Raw genomic sequence first — 17,544 nt, forward strand, 5'->3', positions numbered from 1 at the left:
CGATCCGCGCGCCGTGACCCTCAGGGGGTCCCGGGGGCTCCCGCGGTCAGCCCGGCCATGACAAGGTCCAGCAGCCGTTCGGCGCGCGGCTGCCAGTCCGAGCGGGGGTCGATCTGCCAGAGGCCGGCGATGGCGAGGAGGAAGTCGTCCGGGCTCACCCCGGGGCGGATGGTGCCGGCCTGCTCGTTGGCGCGGAGCAGGAGGTCGGCCGCGGAGGACACCGGGGCGTGTCCCGGTTTCGAGGGGCCGCCGGGCCCTGCGGTGGCCAGGCGGATCGCGTCCGCGAGCCCGGCCTTGGTCATCGCGAACCCGGCGAGGCGGTCCATCCACTCGCGCAGGGCCCGCGCCGGTTCCCGCGTCGCGAGCAGCTTGGCCGCGGTGTCGGCGACCTGCTGCATCTCGTGGCGGTAGACCTCCAGGACGAGTGCCTCGCGGTTGGGGAAGTTGCGGTAGAACGTGCCCTGACCGACGCCGGCCTTCTTGGCGATCGCGCTCAGCGGGGCATCCGGACAACGTGTCAGTTCGGCCACCGCCACGGCCAGGATGCGCTCGCGGTTGCGCTGCGCGTCCGACCGCAGTGCCGCGTCCCTCTTCTGCTGCACTCGTCCTCCTGGCGGTGCGTGCCCCGATCCCGCCCTTGTTGACCGGACAGCTGTCCACTACGCTTCCCCGTGAACGGACAGTTGTCCGCTTGTGCTCACGATAGCGGCGGATGCGGCCGACCAGTGCCCCTCGGCACCGGTCTTGTGCCCTCCGCTCTGCGCGGTCCCTCCGAACCTACAGCCGCACGCACAGCGCCATCCCCTCATCCCGTTACGTCTTCTCGTTCGGCTGCCTGCCGGTCCGTCCACCCGACGTCCTCCGGATACGCGAAAGAAGGCTGCTCATGCCCCCAGCTCCCTCGTCGACGTACAGCGCCGTCACCTTGCACGTCAACGGCGACCCGCACACGCTCTCCGTCGACCACCGCACCACCCTGCTCGACGCCCTGCGCGAGCGCCTCGATCTGACCGGCACCAAGAAGGGCTGCGACCAGGGGCAGTGCGGGGCCTGCACCGTCCTGCTCGACGGCCGACGCGCCGTGGCCTGCCTGCAGCTCGCGGTCGCCGCGGAGGGGCGTGAGATCACCACGATCGAAGGCCTCGCCGAGGGCGACCAACTGCACCCGGTCCAAGAGGCGTTCCTCGACCTCGACGGCTACCAGTGCGGCTACTGCACGCCGGGGCAGATCTGTTCGGCGGTCGCGGTGATCGAGGAGCACGCGGCGGGGTGGCCGAGCGCCGTCACCGACGACTTACGGCCCGAAGCCGGGCCGCCCCCGCTGACGGCCGACGAGATCCGGGAGCGGATGAGCGGGAACCTGTGCCGCTGCGGCGCCTACGTGTCGATCGTGCAGGCGGTCGCCCGCGCGGCCGGGATCCGGGCGGACACGGCGCGCACCGCGCAGCCCACGGAGGCGGCGGAAGCCGAGGGGGCGACTGCATGAAGGAGTTCGGCTACCAGCGCGCGACCGACGTCTCCAGCGCCCTCGCGCTACTCGACGGGGATCGCGAAGCCCGCTTCCTCGCGGGCGGCACCAACCTCGTCGACCTGATGAAGACCGGCGCCGAACGCCCCGCCCACCTCGTCGACGTACGCGCCCTGCCCCTGGACCGGATCGAGTCGACACCGGCCGGGGGTCTGCTCATCGGCGCGACCGTCACCAACAGCGAGCTCGCCGCACACCCCGAAGTCCGCCGCCGCTACCCGGCGTTGGCCCAGGCGGTGCTGGCCGGGGCCTCCGGGCAGCTGCGCAACATGGCCACGGTGGGCGGGAACCTGCTCCAGCGCACCCGCTGCGGCTACTTCGCGGACGTGAGCGCACCGTGCAACAAGCGTGTCCCCGGCAGCGGTTGCCCCGCCGTCGAGGGCGAACACCGCCATCACGCGATCCTCGGCGCCACCGCCCACTGCGTGGCGGTCCACCCCTCGGACATGGCCGTGGCGCTGGCCGCCTTCGACGCGGTCGTGTCGTACGCAACGACGGACGGGCCCGGCGCGTTGCCGCTCACCGAGGTCTACCGGCCCGTGGGAAACACACCGCACCTGGAGACCGCCCTGCCGCCGGGAGCGCTGATCACCGGCGTCACCCTGCCGCCCGCCCCCCTCGCCGCGCGCTCCCGCTACCGGAAGGTGCGCGAGCGCGCCTCGTACGCCTTCGCGATCGGCTCGGTCGCCGCCGCGCTCGACGTCCGGGACGGCGCGGTGCAGGAGGTGCGCCTGGCCTTCGGGGCGGTCGCGTCCCGGCCGTGGCGGGCCCGGGCGGCAGAACGGGCGCTACGCGGGGCGCAGGCCGACGGCAAGGCGTTCGCCGCCGCGGCGGACGCGGAGCTGGCGGCCGCCGAGCCGCTGCCGCGCAACGGGTACAAGGTGACCCTGATGCGCAACCTGGTGGTGGCGGTGCTCACCGAACTCGCCGAGGAGGCCGCCCGATGACCAGCGCCGCGACCACGAAGACGGAGAACGCCGTCGGTACTGCGCACACCAGGGTGGAGGGCCGCGAGAAGGTCACCGGAGCGGCCCGCTTCGCGGCAGAGGTGCCCTTCGCCGAACTCGCCCACGGCTGGCTCGTGTTGTCCACCGTCACACGTGGCCGCATCCGCTCGGTGGAGACCGCCGGGGTCCTTGCCATGCCGGGAGTGCTCACCGTTCTCCACCACGGAAACGCCCCGCGGGTCGACACGGACTACGTCGGCCTCATGGGCAGTGCACCGGACCCGACCTGCGCCGTCTTCCAGCACGACCGGGTGCCGCACCGGGGATGGCCGGTGGCGCTGGTGGTCGCCGAGACCTCGGAGCAGGCCAGGGAGGCCGCCGAGGCGCTCGTCGTGCACTACGAGGAGGAACCGCACCACGTCGCGTTCACCGGCGGGGACCCGGATGCGTATCCCGTGGACTCCCACATGCCGGCCGTGACCGCGAAGGGGGACCTGGATTCCGCACTCGCGGCGTCGGCCTTCGTCGTGGACGCGGAGTACTCCACCCCGGAAGAGCACCACCACCCGATGGAGCCGCACGCGGCCACCGCCCGCTGGGAGGGCGGCCGGCTCGAAGTCGTCGACTCCAACCAGGGCGCCACCTGGGTCGCGGCCGAGCTCGCGCAGCTCTTCTCGCTCGACCCGTCCTCGGTCCGGGTCCGGTCCGAACACGTCGGCGGCGGGTTCGGGAGCAAGGGGGTCCGCGCCCACCAGGTGGCGGCCGTGATGGCCGCGACCGTCCTCCAGCGCCCGGTGCGCGTGGTGATGACACGACGCCAGATGTTCTCCCTGGCCGGCTACCGCAGCCCCACGAGGCAGCGGCTCAGGCTGGGCGCCGACGCCGACGGGCGCCTGCGCGCGCTGGAGCACCGTTCCCTGAGCCTCACCTCCACGGTGCACGAGTTCATCGAGCCGAGCGCCGGGCCGTCGCGGGTGATGTACGACGCCGACGCCCACCACACGGCCAACCGGGTCGTACGCCTCGACGTGCCGACACCGACGTGGATGCGCGCACCCGGCGAGGCACCCGGGTCGTTCGCGCTGGAGTCCGCGCTCGACGAACTCGCCGAGAAGTGCGGGCTCGATCCGATCGAGCTGCGCGTGCGCAACGAGCCCGAGCGCGGTCCCGTGTCCGGCCTGCCGTTCAGCGGCCGCAACCTGCTCGCCTGCTTCCGGGAGGGCGCCCGCAGGTTCGGCTGGACGGACCGGGACCCGCGGCCCGGCCTGCGCCGGGAAGGCAGCCGGCTGCTCGGGACCGGCATGGCGGCGGCCTCCTTCCCGGTGGGGGCCGCGCCGTCCACGGCAGCCGTGACGGCGGAGGCGAACGGCACCTTCAGCGTGCGGATCGCCGCGTCGGACATCGGGACCGGGGCACGGACCGCGCTCGCACTGGTGGCCGCCGACGCACTGGAGGTCGGGCCGGACCGCATCCGGGTGCGGATCGGGGACAGCGACTTCGGGCCGGCGATGATCGCCGGAGGCTCGATGGGCACCCGCTCCTGGGCGTGGGCGGTCACCGCCGCTGCCCGGGAACTGCGCGAGCGGCTCGTCCCCGGCGCCGGCATCCCCGCGGAGGGGATCACGGTGCGGTCGGACACCACGGAGGCGGTCGGCGCCCTCGCCCGCAAGGAGCGGCACTCCTTCGGAGCGCAGTTCGCCGAGGTCGCCGTGGACACCGCCACCGGCGAGGTGCGTGTACGGCGCATGCTCGGCATCTTCGCGGCAGGCCGGATCGTCAACCCGCTCACCGCCCGCAACCAGTTCCTCGGCGGGATGACCTGGGGCATCTCCATGGCCCTGCACGAAGAGGCCGTCCGGGACCGGACCTCGGGCGGCCACTACGGCGCCGACCTCGCGGGCTACCACGTCGCCACGCACGCCGACGTACCGCACATCGAGGCGGACTGGATCAACGACGCGGATCCGGACGACCCGGTCGGGATCAAGGGCATCGGCGAGATCGGCATCGTGGGCGCCGCGGCGGCCGTCGCCAATGCGGTCTGGCACGCGACGGGCGTACGCCACCGGAGCCTGCCCATCCGCCCGGACCGCGTCATCCTCGCCGGCCCTCACGCACCGGAGCCGTGGGACGGGCGGCCGTCGCCCCGCTCCGCGGCGCTGCCGGAGTGGACCGAGCGGGAGCGGTAGACGATGTACGGGCGGGCGGCGTAGCCGAGCGGCGCGGTGAAGGCATGGACGAGCCGGCTGAAGGGCCACAGGGCGAACAGGGACATGGCGAGGAACGCGTGGACCTGGTACGGCAGGGGGGCCTGGGCCATCGCGGGGACGTCGGGATCCAGGGCGAGCACCGAGCGGAACCAGACGGAGACGCCGAGGCGGTAGTCGTACGGATGCGGGACGAGGGTGGTGGCGGTGGCCGTGAGGCCGGCCAGCAGGACGGCGACCAGGAGGGGGTAGAGGGCACGGTCGCTCCTGCTGGTCCCGACCCGTACGGCGGGCACCCGCAGGCGCCGGTACACCAGGACCGCCAGACCGGTGAGGGTGGCCAGGCCGGCCGCTCCGCCGACGAAGAGGGCGTTGAGGTGGTAGACCGGTTCGCGGATGTGCAGGCGCTCCGTCAGCGATTCGGGCACCAGCAGTCCCACGACGTGCCCTGCCGCCACGAACAGCAGTCCGTAGTGGAAGAGCGGGCCGCCGATGCTCAGCAGCCGGTGCTCGTGCAGCTGGCTGGAGCGGGAGGTGAAACCGAAGCGGTCGTAGTGGTAGCGCCAGGCGCTGCCCGCGACGAGTACGACGGCCACGAGATAGGGCAGCACGCCCCACAGGGCGATGTGTACGTGGTTCATCGTCGGGTCTCCTCGACCGTGACTGCGTCCGGGCGCAGGGTGGGGAAGGGCAGCAGGCCCACGGTTTCCGTGGGCGGGCCGCTGCGCGCCAGACGCAGGGCGGCCGCGCGGTCGGCCGGTGAAGCGCCGGGCAGGGTGCGGCACACCGCTTCCAGGACATCGGCGTACGGGCTCTCGTGGTCGACGAGTGCCATGCGCAGCAGTTCCAGGGCGGCGCGGTGGTCCTGGAGCGCCGTACGGCCCGCTCCGGGGCGCCGGGCGGCGAACTCCAGGGCGAGCGGCAGGAAGTCGGGCAGTTCGTCCGCGGGTGGCTGCCAGCCGTGGCGCCGGTAGAGCTGCTTCCAGCGCAGCAGGGCTTCGCCGCGGCGGCGGGTGTCGCCGTCCGTCCAGTAGGTGAGGTGCAGGGTGCGGCGCCGGCTGCGGTCGAAGGTGGTCACGTAGCGCGCGGACAGCTCCAGTTGTGGCACGTCGGCGACCGCGGCACAGAAGCGCAGGAGCAGCGCGGCCTCCGCACCGCCGAGCTCGCCCAGGCCGCTGCGCACGAGGTCGAGGCGCTGCGGCCAGTCCCCGTCGGGATGGGAGAGCAGCAGTGATGCGGCCTGGTGGAGGGCGGCGGTGTGGCTCATGGCTCCTCCCGGCGGGGGAAGAGCCCGGTGGGGCTGCCCTGGCCGTTCCAGTTGAGGAGGTTGACGCGGCCACCGGGCGATCCGGTCGGTCCGCCGGCCCCGGGCCCCGGAGCGGCTTCGGGGCCGGCGAGCGCGGCGTGGAAGGTGTCGGCCGTGTACATCCCCGGGCCGCCCTCGCCGTCGAGGCTGCACCCGGCGCCGGCGTGCGCGTGCTCGGAGTCGCGGACGGTGTACCCGGTGGGGATGACGTAGCGGTCCTCGTACTTGGCCACGGCCAGCAGCCGGTACATGGCCTCGATGCCCTCGGCGTCCATGCCGACCGATCCGGCGATGGCGGGGTCCTGCTCCTCGCCGAGGTTGATCCGCCGCATGTGCGCCCGCATGGCGGCCAGCCGGCACAGCGCCGCCTCCACCGGGGCGGTGTCACCCGCGGTGAACAGCTCGGCCAGGTAGCCGACGGGGATCCGCATCGAGTCGATGGCGGCGAACAGCGTCGCCGGGTCCTCACCGTTGTGCCCGGTGGCCGTCAGGGAGTCCACGACGGGGGACAGCGGAGGGATGTACCAGACCATCGGCAGGGTGCGGTACTCCGGGTGCAGCGGCAGCGCCACCCGGTACTCGCTGATGAGCGCGCGTACGGGTGAACGGCGGGCGGCGGTGATCCAGTCGTGCGGAATGCCGGCCTGTTCGGCGGCGCGCTGCACGCCGGCGTCGTGGGGGTCGAGGAAGCAGTCGAGCTGCGCCTCGTACAGGTCCTTCTCATCCGGCGTGGCAGCGGCCTCACCGACCTTGTCGGCGTCGTAGAGGAGGACCCCGAGGTAGCGCAGGCGGCCGACGCAGGTCTCCGAGCACACGGTGGGCTGTCCGGCCTCGATGCGCGGGTAGCACAGGGTGCACTTCTCGGCCTTGCCCGTGCGGTGGTTGAAGTAGACCTTCTTGTACGGGCATCCGGACACGCACATGCGCCAGCCCCGGCAGCGGTCCTGGTCGACGAGGACGATGCCGTCCTCGATCCGCTTGTACAGCGCCCCGGACGGGCACACGGCCACGCAGGAGGGGTTGAGGCAGTGCTCGCAGATCCGCGGCAGGTGGAACATGAACGCCTGCTCGTACTCCAGGCGGACCCGCTCGTTCATCTTCTGCAGCACGGGGTCGCCGGCCAGGTGCTCGGGACCGCCGCCCAGGTCGTCGTCCCAGTTGGGACCCCAGGTCACCGCGGTGGGACGCCCGTCGATCAGGGAGCGGGGAGCGGCCGTGGGCACGTCGTCGCCGAGCGGCGCGTTGACCAGGTTCTCGTAGTCGTACGTCCACGGCTCGTAGTAGTCGGCCAGGGAGGGCAGGTGGGGGTTGGCGAAGAGGGTGGCGAGGCGGCGGGCCCGGCCGCCGCTGCGCGGCACCAGGCGGCCCCGCTTGAGCTGCCAGCCGCCCTGCCACTTCTCCTGGTCCTCGTAGGAGCGGGGGTACCCCTGCCCGGGGCGGGTCTCGACGTTGTTGAACCACATGTATTCGCTGCCCGACCGGTTGGTCCAGGTCTGCTTGCAGGTGACGGAGCAGGTGTGGCAGCCGATGCACTTGTCGAGGTTCATGACCATCGCCACCTGTGCCATCACCCGTCCGATGGGCGCTTCGCTTCGGGGCATCAGTACGTGACCTCCTGGGAGCGGCGCCGGATGACGGTGACGGCGTCGCGCTGGTTGCCGGTGGGGCCGTAGTAGTTGGGGGCGAAGCAGAGCTGGGCGTGGCCGCCGATCAGGTGGGTGGGCTTGATCAGCAGGCGGGTCAGGGCGTTGTGCACGCCGCCGCGCCGTCCCGTGGTCTCGGAAAGGGGCACGTTCACCAGGCGTTCCTGCACGTGGTACATGAAGACCGTGCCGGGCGGCATGCGGTGGGAGACGACGGCGCGGGCGACGACCACTCCGTTGGCGTTGACCGCCTCGATCCAGTCGTTGTCGGCGGCGCCGACGGCCGCAGCGTCCTCGACGCTGAGCCAGATGACCGGGCCGCCCCGGGCCAGGGTCTGCATCAGCAGGTTCTCCTGGTACTCGGAGTGGATGGACCACTTCGAGTGGGGGGTCAGGTACCTCACGGTGACCGACCGCCGGCCGTTCCCCGCGTCCTGTCGCGGCTCCTCCCCCAAGGCCGCGAGATCCAGCGGCGGCCGGTAGACGGGCAGTTGCTCGCCGTACTCGGCGATCCACTCGTGGTCGAGGTAGAAGTGCTGGCGGCCCGTCAGGGTGTGCCAGGGTTTGCGGTGCTCGGTGTTGACGGTGAAGGGCGCGTAGCGGCGGTCCGCCCCCTCCTTCCCGGACCATTCGAAGCTGGCGCCGACCTGCACCGGGCGGGCCTGGGTGTCGGAGAACACGATGCGCCGCTCGGCCACGGCGGCGGCCAGGTCGGCCAGGCCGCTCGCCGCTCCGCAGCGTACGGCCAGGTGTCGGAAGCCTTCGGCGGCGATCCGGCCGTTCGTCGTGCCCGACAGGGCCAGGATCGCCTCGCACAGCTTGACGTCGGTGTCGAGCAGCGGACGCCCCCGGGCCGTTCCCTCCCGGGCCGTGCCGCAGCGTTCGGCGAGCCAGTGGGACTCCGCGGTGATGTGCACGGTGATGCCGCGTACCTGCATGCCGTGTTCGTCGGGCAGCGGCCCGAACGCCGCCAACTGGTCGGCGAGCGCGGTGTAGTTCCGCTTGACGAGCGTGTACCGGGGTCGGGTGGGGCCCTCGGGCGGCGCCTCGTCCGGGGTGTCGTGCTGGAGGGCGGTGGCGACCAGGTCCCAGGACTCCTCCAGGCGGCCCCGGGCGAGTTCGCCGACCTTCGCGGCGAGGCCGTGGAAGATCTCGAAGTCGGTGCGTGCCTGCCACGGCGGGTTGATCGCGGGCGAGAAGGCGTGCACGTACGGGTGCATGTCCGTGCTGGAGAGGTCGTGCTTCTCGTACCACGTCGCCGCCGGCAGGACGAGGTCGGCGAACAGGGTGGTCGAGGTCATGCGGAAGTCGAGGGTGAGCAGCAGGTCCAGCTTCCCCCGCGGCGCCTCCTGCCGCCAGGCCACGTCCCGCGGCCGGTGCTCCGCGGGGGCCTCGGGGGCCGAGGCGTTGTCGTCCGCACCCAGCAGGTGCCGCAGGAAGTACTCGTTGCCCTTGGCCGAGGAGCCGATGAGGTTGGCCCGCCACACGGTCAGCACCCGGGGCCAGTTCGCGGGGGCGTCGGGGTCCTCGCAGGCGAACGGGAGGGCTCCGGCGTCGCGCTGCAGCTCCACCCACTGCGCCGGTTCCGCGCCCGACTCGCGTACCAGGCGGCCGAGTTCCAGCGGATTGGCGGAGAAGGTGGGGTAGGACGGCATCCAGCCCTGCCGTACCGACCGCGCCACCAGGTCCGCGGTGTGCGCGCCGGCGAACGTGCCGCGTGCCGTCGGGGCGGTCAGCGTGTCGGCGGTGAACCCCTCGTAGCGCCACTGGTCGGTGTGCAGGTACCAGTAGGGGGTGCCGGCCATCTGCCGGGAGGGCCGCACCCAGTCGGATGCGGTGGCCAGTTGCTGCCAGCCCGCGAACGGCCGGACCTTCTCCTGGCCGACGTAGTGGGCCCAGCCTCCCCCGTTGACCCCCTGGCAGCCGGTGAGCAGCAGCAGGGTCAGGAACGAGCGGTAGATCGTGTCCGAATGGAACCAGTGGTTCGTGCCCGCACCCATCACGATCATGCAGCGGCCGCGGGTCTGCTCGGCGGTCCGCGCGAACTCGCGTGCCGCGCGGACCGCCGCGGTGGCGGGCACGGACGTGATCTGCTCCTGCCAGGCCGGGGTGCACGGGACGGAGGCGTCCTCGTACGCTGCCGGCCACGGTCCGTCGAGGCCGCTGCGGCCCACCCCGTACTGGGCGAGCATCAGGTCGAAGACGGTCGTCACCAGGCGGTCGCCGAGGCTCTGCACGGGGACGCTGCGCGCGAGCGTCGCCCCCGCCTCGTCGAAGCGGGGCAGGAGGACCGTCGCGCTGGGTCCGTCCTCCCCCTCGTACAGGCTCAGGCGCGGATCGATGTCACCCAGGTCCAGGTTCCAGCGGCCCTCGCTGTACTTCGACCAGCGGTCCCCCAGCGTCCCGTTGGGCACCACCGGTGCACCGGTGACGGCGTCCATCAGGACCGGCATCCAGCGGCGCGTCGCCTCGTCCTGCGCGTCCAGCGGGAGGCGCAGGTCCGCGGCGGTCACGAAGCGCCCGGGAACGTACCGACCGGGCTCCCGCTCCTCCAGCTCGACGAGGAACGGCAGGTCCGTGAACCTCTGTACGTAGTCGGTGAAGTAGGGCACCTGCCGTTCGACGAAGTACTCCTTGAGGATCACGTGTCCCATGGCCATGGCCAGGGCTCCGTCGGTGCCCGGATGCGGGTGGAGCCATTCGTCCGCGAACTTGGTGGCGTCCGCGTAGTCCGGGGAGACGACCACGACCTTCTGGCCGCGGTAGCGCGCTTCGGTCATCCAGTGGGCGTCGGGGGTCCGGGTGACGGGGACGTTGGACCCCCACAGCATCAGGTAGGCGGCGTCCCACCAGTCCCCGGATTCCGGTACGTCGGTCTGGTCGCCGAAGACCTGCGGCGAGGCGACGGGCAGGTCCGCGTACCAGTCGTAGAACGAGAGCATGGGCGCGCCGATCAGCGCGTGGAAGCGGGCCCCGACGGCCTGCGAGGCCATCGACATCGCAGGGATCGGGGAGAACCCGGCGATCCGGTCGGGGCCGTGCTCGCGCAGGGTGTGCACGTGCGCGGCGGCCGCGATCTCCAGGGCCTCCTCCCAGTCGATCCGGACCAGGCCGCCCTTGCCGCGGGCCGCCTGGTACCGCCGCCGCCGGTCCGGGTCGGAGGTGATCTCCGCCCAGGCGGCGACGGGGTCCCCGCCCAGGCGCTGCTTCGCCTCGCGGAACATCTCCACCAGCACCCCTCGGGCGTGCGGGTAGCGCACGCGCGTGGGCGAGTACGTGTACCAGGAGAACGAGGCTCCGCGGGGACAGCCGCGCGGCTCGTACTCGGGGCGGTCCGGGCCGGTGGAAGGGTAGTCGGTGGCCTGCGTCTCCCAGGTGATGAGGCCGTCCTTGACGTACACCTGCCACGAGCAGGAGCCGGTGCAGTTCACCCCGTGCGTGGAGCGCACCACCTTGTCGTGGGCCCAGCGCTCGCGGTACGGCGTGTCGTTGACCTCCTGGTCGGCCCGGAACACCGTCCGGCCGTCCGCCGTCCCGGGCGCTCGGCTGAGCAGGCGCCCGGCCTGCAGCAGCCGGTCCGCGATGGCGTCCGCCGCGCGTCCTGTCGTGGCCCTGCCGCGCTTCACCTGGTGACCCCTTTCGGGAGACGGGCGCAGCCGTCCCGATGCGGGAGCCGGCTGACCGTGGATGGTCGTGCCCAGGCTGCACCGGCGGGGGTTTGTGGCGTGGATCACCTTTCCGCGGGTTGAATGTATCGAGAACGGATCTTGGTGAGCTCTTGGGGCGGCTCGGGGTCGCGCAGTGCGGCCGGGCCTCAGCGCTGGGACTGCAGGTGCGACCTTCCGCCCGGGTCCGGCGCGGCCGGGTCGACGGTCACCGTGATGGCCGTTGCGCCCAGCACGCTGACCAGGGCGAGCCCGGCGAGGAGCCCTCGGGACGGCGAGGACTTGCGGTGCCGGGCGGGGGCACGGCGGGCCCGCGGGTGCGGCCCGGCGGTCGGCGCGGCTGGGGCGGGCGGGGTGGGCGTGCGCTGCTGGGTCCCGGAGCGCGGGGCCGTGTCACCCTGGGGGGCGGGCTCCCCGTGTGCGGAGTACTGGTTCATCGGAAGATCGCGGTCCTCGGTAGGTCCTCAGCAGGTCGTCAGTAGGTGAAGCACTCGGTGTGGATGCGGCCGGAGGGGACGCCCGCCCGGATCAGTGCCGCAGTCGTCGCATCGGCCATTCCGGGCGGCCCGCAGAGGTAGACGTCATGGTCGGACAGGTCGGGGACGAGCGCCCGCAGGGCCTGCGGAGCGAGCGGGTCGTACGCAGCGTCGGAGCGCCCCACCAGGTAGTGCAGGGCGGCCTGGCGGTCCGCCGCGATCGCCTCCAGCTCATCGCGCAGGACCAGCTGACCCGCGTCGCCCGCGCGGTAGAGCAGGGTGAGCTCTCCGGGGCCTGCGGGCAGGGACTCGAAGAGGGCGCGCATCGGAGTGATCCCGATGCCGCCGGCGATCAGCAGCACCTTCGGGCGGGTGCGCCGCCGTCCGGTGAGTGCGCCGAACGGACCGGTCGCCAGGACCCTGGTGCCGGGGCGCAGTCCGCGGACCCGCCGGGAGTGCCCGCCGAGCGCCTTCACGGTGATGCGGAGGCGGTCGTCGCGGACGGGCGCGGAGAGGGAGAACGGCAGGGCCGTGTGCCACAGACCGCCCCTCAGGAACCGCCAGCGGAAGAACTGGCCCGGCTCGGCGTGGAGTTCGCGCAGCCTGCCGCCTTGGATGGTGACGGAGACGACGTCGGGCCCCTCCCGCTCGACGGTGGCGACGCGCAGCCCGTGCCGCAGCGCCTGGCGGACCGGGACGATCCCGCGGTACCAGGCGAGCAGTACGCCGACGACGGTGTGCAGCAGGGCCCAGAACCAGGTGGTGAGGCCGGTGACGGAGACGTCGGGACCGGCGAGCTGGTGGACGAAGCCCAGCGCGGCGGCCAGGTACGTGAGCAGGTGGATGCCGCGCCACGCCTCGTGCGAGACCCGGCGGCGTACGGCCCGTGCGGAGATCAGCCCCACGCCTGCCAGCAGGGCGGCTCCGGCGTAGGCGGCGGTGACGGCCGGGTAGCGGATCAGGGCCCCGGTGGCGGTCAGCAGGTCGGTCCCGGTGCGCAGGGCGTACACGAGGAGGGCGAACAGCCCGTGCGCGGCGCACAGGACCAGGACCCACCGGCCGCCGAAGGCGTGCCAGCGGGCGAGGCGGTCGGCGCCTACGCCGTGCTCGACCGCCGGTACCCGGGCCATCAGGAAGAGCATGACGAGGATCCCGTAACCCGCGAGGAGCCCGGTGAGGTGCGCGGCCGCCCCGATGAGCTCGTCGGGCCGGGCGGACGGGTGCACCTGGGCGGCCCACAGCGCGATGACGGCGGCCGCCCCGGCGGCCAGACCGGCGCGCAGCCGCTCGGGCGCGGTCTTCATCGTCAGCACGCCGTGCCGGGAGTGCGCGGGAGCGTCATGCCAAGTCCCTTTCACTCATGATCGTCGTATCCCCTGCCGCTGGTCCGGCGCGCGCCGAAGTGCGCCGGCAGGGGGCATAGCAGTGGCAACTATGTGCAAATTCGCGCGGGCCAGGCAATGACGAGGAACGCAGAATGACTTCTGTCACGCATACCGTTCTGCCCGATATGCCCGTCGGTGGGATATATGGGCGGTCCGTCGCGGCTCGCCGACGGCACCACGCCCGCGCCGTGTCGACTTTGCATTCCTGCAGGACAGACGGGCAGGACCGGGCCGCCTAGCACACCCGGGCGCTCGCTTGGAGAACTCTTTACGCTTCCGCCGCACGCTCCGGTCGCGGTCATTCCTCGGTCGGCAGCCAGGTCCCGTGCAGGCCGAGGGGGACGCGTACGGGGATGCGGAGACGGGCGACGGGGCCGGCGGCCGGATCCTCGGCCGGGATCACCAGCAGCCGGCTGGTGTCGTCCGTACGGTCGGTGGCGAAGGTCAACCAGTAGCCGTGCCCGTCCGAGTCGTCGCCCGGGACCGGCGCGAAGACGGGCTCGCCGACCGAGAGGTCCCCCGCCGGCCACAAGACGGACCCGCCGCGATCGGTGTCGTACCAGCGCAGGGCGTCGTACTCGCCCGGCAGCAGCTCGACCCCGCCGGTCTCCGAGGCCACGGCGAGCCGGCGGTGGCGGCGGGAGACCAGGCGGTCGTCCACGCGCGGGAACTCCACCCGGGAGTCGTCCAGCACGGTGCGCCGCATGGTGCCCCGGGCCGGATCGAGGACGGCGCGCACCAGCCCGCGCCCGGCCCCGTCCGGGCCCGGTCCGGCGGCGGCCCCGGTGGACGCGTCACCGGTGGGCGGGTCGTCGTCGGCGGGTGCGTCGCCCACCGTCAGGCGCGGCCACTGCACGTACTCCAGCACGACCCGGTCGTCGTCCTGCGGGCCGGTGTCGAAGGCGTTCACCGTGTGCCACATCCAGAAGGCCTCGTCCGAGGCCCAGCGGACCGGGCCGCCGTCCCTCGGGATCAGCGCCACCCGGGTGCCGCTCTCCGGGCGCCAGGCCAACAGCGACCCGTCGCTCATCGCAGCCGCCAGGTCGAAGAAGGCCGGTGCGAGGACCAGCACGACGTAGCGCCCGGTCAATGCCATGTCGTGGATCATCATGGGCCGGTCGACGCCGGCCACCTCCGTCGGCCGCCGGCGGACCGTACCGTCCGCGCCGATCACCGACCAGGTGACGTACGGCGGCTCCAGGCCGTAGCAGAAGACCACCATCTCGCCCGTGCGCGGGTCGATCTTGGGGTGGGCGGTGATGCCGGCGGGCAGTGCACCGTCGAAGGTCTCCCGGCCCAGCGTCTCCAGTCCGGGCCCCACACGGTACGGGCATGCGGACTCGGCCAGGGCGAGCAGCCGACCGCCGTGTCGGACCACGTTGATGTCGGGCAGGTCCCTGAAGGTCCCGGCCAGTTCCGAGCCGACCTCGTCTTCACCCGGCATGACCATCGACTCGATGCCGCCCCACAGTGCGCGGCCGGCCTTCTCCTCGGCCAGCACGTGCGGCGTGCGCACGAAGCGGTTGCGGTACCGGGCGCGCCCCTCGGAGATCCACACGCCGTGCAGCATCCCGTCGCCGTCGATCGGGAAGAGGTAAGAGCCGATCGGCGTGAACCGGGGGTTGGGGCCGTTGCGCAGGTAGACGCCGTCCAGGTCGCGGGGCAGCTCACCCTCGACGGCGAGGTCGGCGGCGTCGACCTCCTCGGATACCGGTGCGAAGCGTCCTTGCAGGTGGGCGACGCGCAGAGGGTCGAAGCGGGGCGTCGTGTCCGTGCTCACGGGGTCCCTCCCGGCACACGCGCGGCCCGGGTCGCCCTCGGGCGGCGCGCAGCGGGCGCGGGGCTCGGGAGGCCCGGGATGGCCATCTCAGTCCAGTCAAACGGGCGGGCGGCACCCGGGCAACACCGGCGGAGACAGCAGCAGGGGCACGGGGTGACGGCGGTGGCGGTGACGGTGACGCCTGGGATGCGGCGGCCCACCGCTGATCGCAGCATGGAGGAGTGGCCGTGCGGCCGGCGCCGCTGCCGCCGCCGAGCACCTTCCCGGCGGAGGCGATGATGGCCGAGCCCGAAACCACCCAGCCCGCGCACCGCGGCACCGGCGTCTTCTTCGGCTTCGTGCCGTGGATCGTCTTCGACGTGGTGGCCGGCCCCAGCACCTGGAAGCTCGCCGCCTTCACCGCGCTCATCGCCGCGATCCTGCTCAGCGTGCCGGAGTTCCGGCGGGGCCATGCCCGCGTACTGGAGGTCACCGGGCTCGTCTTCTTCGCGGTGGTCAGCATCCTCTCCCTGGTCCTCGGCCGGAAGGACCTCCTCTGGCTGGAGACATACGCGCAGCCGCTGTCGAACGGCATCATCGCCGTGGTGGCGCTCGGCTCGCTGGCCTTCACGCCGTTCACGGAGAGCTATGCGCGGGAGTCCGTGGCGCCGGAATTCTGGAACTCCCACACGTTCAAACACACCAATCGCGTGCTGACCGCGGTGTGGGGCGGCGTGTTCGTCGTCAACACGCTCCTGGGACTGCTCGCCGTCCACACCCGCCTCGACGGGGACTGGCTCAACTGGGTCCTCCCGGTGCTCCTGATCGTGTTCGCGGTGAAGTTCACCTCCTGGTACCCCAGCCGGGTCCGCGAACGGACCGCCCACGGCGTCAGATGAGGGGAGCCGGCCCGACGCTGCTCGGTGAACTCGCGGGTTTCCACGACATCTTGGCTAGGCTGACCGGATGATCGAGATTCGTCGCGCCGGCCCGGGAGACGGGGAGGCGCTGGGTGAGATCCACGCCGCGGCCTGGGAAGCGGCCTACGCCCCCTTCTTCGAGCCGGCGTTCGCCGCACAGGCCGTCCTGAGCCGGCGCACACGGTGGCACGAGCGGATCACGGCGGGGCCGGAGACGGTCCTGCTCGCCGTACTCGACGGCCGCCCCGGGGCACTGTCCTTCTTCGGCCCGTCCGGGACCCGGCCGGGACTCGCGGAGATCCACAGCTTCTACGCCCACCCGGAGAGCTGGGGCAGCGGGGTCGCCTCCGCATTGATGGCCGAGGCGCTGCGCACCATGGGCGACGGGGGATTCGCCCGGGCGCACCTCTGGACGCTGCGCGACACCCCCCGGTCCCGCCGCTTCTACGCCAAGTGCGGCTTCGCCGAGTGCGGCACCACCCGCGCCTTCGACTTCGGCGACGGCAAACCCCTCGAACAGGTGGAATACGAGCGGGCGCTGTGACGCGGGCCCTGATCGACCGGCCCTGGTCGTGCCCGCTCCACCGATTGGTTCGCGGTGGTCGGCCGGGGCTGCCCCGAAAGGCCTCGTGCCTGGCATGAGCGCAACACGTACGCGCGCTAGTGTTCGCGCGTGAGTCTTTACGTCGTGATGGGATTCGGGCCCGCCGGAGCGGCCACCGCCCGGCTGCTGGCCGAGCAGGGGCATTCCGTACGGGTCGTCACCACCTCGGGCCGGAGCCCGGAGCCCGGCATCGAGCACGTCGCGTTGGACGCGACGGACAGCAGGCGGCTGATCGAGGCGTCGCAGGGTGCGGCCGCCATCTTCAACTGTGCCGCGCCGCCTTACCCCCGCTGGACGAGGGACTGGCCGCCGCTGGCCTCGTCGGCGTGTGCGGCGGCCGAGGCGACCGGGGCCGTCCTGGTCATGCTGGGCAACCTCTACGGCTACGGACCGGTGGACGGCCCCATGACCGAAAAGCTGCCGCTCGGCGCGACGGGCCCCAAGGGGAGGGTGCGCGCGCAGGTGTGGCAGCAGGCGCAGGACCTGCACGAGCAGGGGCGCATCAAGGCGGTCGAGGTACGGGCCTCGGACTTCTTCGGGCCCGGGGTGACCGACGGCGGTCACCTGGCCGCGCGGGTCATGCCCCGGCTGCTGCGCGGCAAGCCGGTCTCCACGCTCGGGGACCCCGACGCTCCGCACAGCTGGACGTATCTCCCCGATGTGGCCGGTGCTCTGGTCGAGGTCGCGGGTGAGGAGCGGGCCTGGGGGCAGGCCTGGCACGTCCCCACGGAGCCCGCCCTGTCCACCCGGGAGATGGTCGACCGCCTCGCCGCCCGGTCGCGGACGGGGCCGGTCGAGGTGCGCAGACTCCCGCCGGCCGTGCTGGGCATCGCGTCGGTCTTCTCCCCGCTGATCCGCGAACTGAAAGAGGTCCGCTACCAGTTCGACCGCCCGTTCGTGGTCGATTCCAGCGCCTACGAGGCTGCGTTCGCCCTGCGCGCCACCCCCGTCGACGAGCAGGTCGAGGCGACAGTGGCCTGGTGGCGCGAACGACTGGGCGCCAAGGGCTGACAGGGGACGACGGGGCGGCATCCGCGGCCGTGACGGCTTCCGCGGCGGGAGGGGGAAGTCCCCTGGGCGTGGGTCCGCCGTCCTGACCGATCG

Annotated in this window: 14 protein-coding genes; 6 read left to right on the plus strand and 8 right to left on the minus strand. The window is 72.8% G+C overall.

Annotated elements, in window-relative coordinates:
- Window positions 1-20: 20 nt before the first annotated feature.
- Window positions 21-602, minus strand: coding sequence for a TetR/AcrR family transcriptional regulator (locus AC0666_RS28475; protein WP_478708597.1), 582 nt, complete (start codon window positions 600-602; stop codon window positions 21-23).
- A 284-nt stretch (window positions 603-886) separates the two neighbouring features.
- On the opposite strand from AC0666_RS28475, the gene AC0666_RS28480 reads away from it, so the two are divergent.
- From AC0666_RS28480 to AC0666_RS28490, 3 genes are read left to right on the plus strand one after another with little or no spacing between them, the layout of a single operon-like run.
- Window positions 887-1,486, plus strand: a complete 600-nt coding sequence (locus tag AC0666_RS28480) for a 2Fe-2S iron-sulfur cluster-binding protein (protein ID WP_468963916.1) — start codon at window positions 887-889, stop codon at window positions 1,484-1,486.
- Window positions 1,483-2,475, plus strand: a complete 993-nt coding sequence (locus AC0666_RS28485; protein ID WP_478708598.1) for an FAD binding domain-containing protein — start codon at window positions 1,483-1,485, stop codon at window positions 2,473-2,475. The genes AC0666_RS28480 and AC0666_RS28485 overlap by 4 nt, the downstream gene beginning before the upstream one ends.
- Entirely contained in the window at window positions 2,472-4,664 is a 2,193-nt protein-coding gene (locus AC0666_RS28490) for a xanthine dehydrogenase family protein molybdopterin-binding subunit (RefSeq protein ID WP_478708599.1), read from the plus strand. The genes AC0666_RS28485 and AC0666_RS28490 overlap by 4 nt, the downstream gene beginning before the upstream one ends.
- Here AC0666_RS28490 and narI read toward each other — a convergent pair.
- The 7 genes from narI to AC0666_RS28525 all read right to left on the minus strand — a co-directional run bounded on the left by narI (window position 4,586) and on the right by AC0666_RS28525 (window position 14,937).
- Window positions 4,586-5,323 carry a respiratory nitrate reductase subunit gamma gene (narI, locus tag AC0666_RS28495; RefSeq protein WP_468963913.1) on the minus strand — a complete coding sequence of 246 codons (738 nt, stop codon included), beginning with the start codon at window positions 5,321-5,323 and terminating at the stop codon, window positions 4,586-4,588. The two genes, AC0666_RS28490 and narI, sit on opposite strands and share 79 nt — an antisense overlap.
- Window positions 5,320-5,949, minus strand: a complete 630-nt coding sequence (narJ, locus tag AC0666_RS28500) for a nitrate reductase molybdenum cofactor assembly chaperone (RefSeq protein ID WP_468963912.1) — start codon at window positions 5,947-5,949, stop codon at window positions 5,320-5,322. The genes narI and narJ overlap by 4 nt, the downstream gene beginning before the upstream one ends.
- Complete coding sequence (gene narH, locus AC0666_RS28505; protein ID WP_478708600.1) at window positions 5,946-7,589, minus strand: nitrate reductase subunit beta; 1,644 nt, start codon at window positions 7,587-7,589, stop codon at window positions 5,946-5,948. The genes narJ and narH overlap by 4 nt, the downstream gene beginning before the upstream one ends.
- Window positions 7,589-11,257, minus strand: coding sequence for a nitrate reductase subunit alpha (locus AC0666_RS28510; protein WP_478708601.1), 3,669 nt, complete (start codon window positions 11,255-11,257; stop codon window positions 7,589-7,591). The genes narH and AC0666_RS28510 overlap by 1 nt, the downstream gene beginning before the upstream one ends.
- A gap of 188 nt (window positions 11,258-11,445) precedes the next feature.
- Complete coding sequence (locus tag AC0666_RS28515; RefSeq protein ID WP_478708602.1) at window positions 11,446-11,733, minus strand: hypothetical protein; 288 nt, start codon at window positions 11,731-11,733, stop codon at window positions 11,446-11,448.
- 38 nt (window positions 11,734-11,771) lie between these two features.
- Complete coding sequence (locus AC0666_RS28520) at window positions 11,772-13,076, minus strand: ferredoxin reductase family protein (protein WP_469155337.1); 1,305 nt, start codon at window positions 13,074-13,076, stop codon at window positions 11,772-11,774.
- 379 nt (window positions 13,077-13,455) lie between these two features.
- Window positions 13,456-14,937: a carotenoid oxygenase family protein gene (locus AC0666_RS28525; protein WP_478708603.1), complete on the minus strand. Its 1,482-nt coding sequence runs from the start codon at window positions 14,935-14,937 to the stop codon at window positions 13,456-13,458.
- A 227-nt stretch (window positions 14,938-15,164) separates the two neighbouring features.
- Here AC0666_RS28525 and AC0666_RS28530 point away from each other — a divergent pair, with 227 nt between their 5' ends.
- The 3 genes from AC0666_RS28530 to AC0666_RS28540 all read left to right on the plus strand — a co-directional run bounded on the left by AC0666_RS28530 (window position 15,165) and on the right by AC0666_RS28540 (window position 17,451).
- Window positions 15,165-15,815, plus strand: a complete 651-nt coding sequence (locus AC0666_RS28530) for a DUF3159 domain-containing protein (RefSeq protein WP_478708604.1) — start codon at window positions 15,165-15,167, stop codon at window positions 15,813-15,815.
- A gap of 67 nt (window positions 15,816-15,882) precedes the next feature.
- Window positions 15,883-16,380 (plus strand): GNAT family N-acetyltransferase, encoded by a 498-nt coding sequence (locus AC0666_RS28535; protein ID WP_468963905.1) that lies wholly within the window; start codon window positions 15,883-15,885, stop codon window positions 16,378-16,380.
- Window positions 16,381-16,509: 129 nt separating this feature from the next.
- The gene (locus AC0666_RS28540; RefSeq protein WP_478708605.1) at window positions 16,510-17,451 is read left to right on the plus strand and encodes an NAD-dependent epimerase/dehydratase family protein; all 942 of its coding nucleotides are present in this window, start codon (window positions 16,510-16,512) and stop codon (window positions 17,449-17,451) included.
- Window positions 17,452-17,544 lie beyond the last annotated feature (93 nt).

This window comes from Streptomyces sp. NPDC043680, from assembly GCF_056436685.1.

What these genes read in the sequence shown, in the direction of transcription:
- narJ (WP_468963912.1), bottom strand. Translation starts at nt 5,949, where the DNA reads ATGAGCCACACCGCCGCCCTCCACCAGGCCGCATCACTGCTGCTCTCC.
- narI (WP_468963913.1), bottom strand. Translation starts at nt 5,323, where the DNA reads ATGAACCACGTACACATCGCCCTGTGGGGCGTGCTGCCCTATCTCGTG.
- AC0666_RS28535 (WP_468963905.1), top strand. Translation starts at nt 15,883, where the DNA reads ATGATCGAGATTCGTCGCGCCGGCCCGGGAGACGGGGAGGCGCTGGGT.
- AC0666_RS28480 (WP_468963916.1), top strand. Translation starts at nt 887, where the DNA reads ATGCCCCCAGCTCCCTCGTCGACGTACAGCGCCGTCACCTTGCACGTC.
- AC0666_RS28515 (WP_478708602.1), bottom strand. Translation starts at nt 11,733, where the DNA reads ATGAACCAGTACTCCGCACACGGGGAGCCCGCCCCCCAGGGTGACACG.
- AC0666_RS28485 (WP_478708598.1), top strand. Translation starts at nt 1,483, where the DNA reads ATGAAGGAGTTCGGCTACCAGCGCGCGACCGACGTCTCCAGCGCCCTC.
- AC0666_RS28520 (WP_469155337.1), bottom strand. Translation starts at nt 13,076, where the DNA reads ATGAAGACCGCGCCCGAGCGGCTGCGCGCCGGTCTGGCCGCCGGGGCG.
- AC0666_RS28490 (WP_478708599.1), top strand. Translation starts at nt 2,472, where the DNA reads ATGACCAGCGCCGCGACCACGAAGACGGAGAACGCCGTCGGTACTGCG.
- narH (WP_478708600.1), bottom strand. Translation starts at nt 7,589, where the DNA reads ATGCCCCGAAGCGAAGCGCCCATCGGACGGGTGATGGCACAGGTGGCG.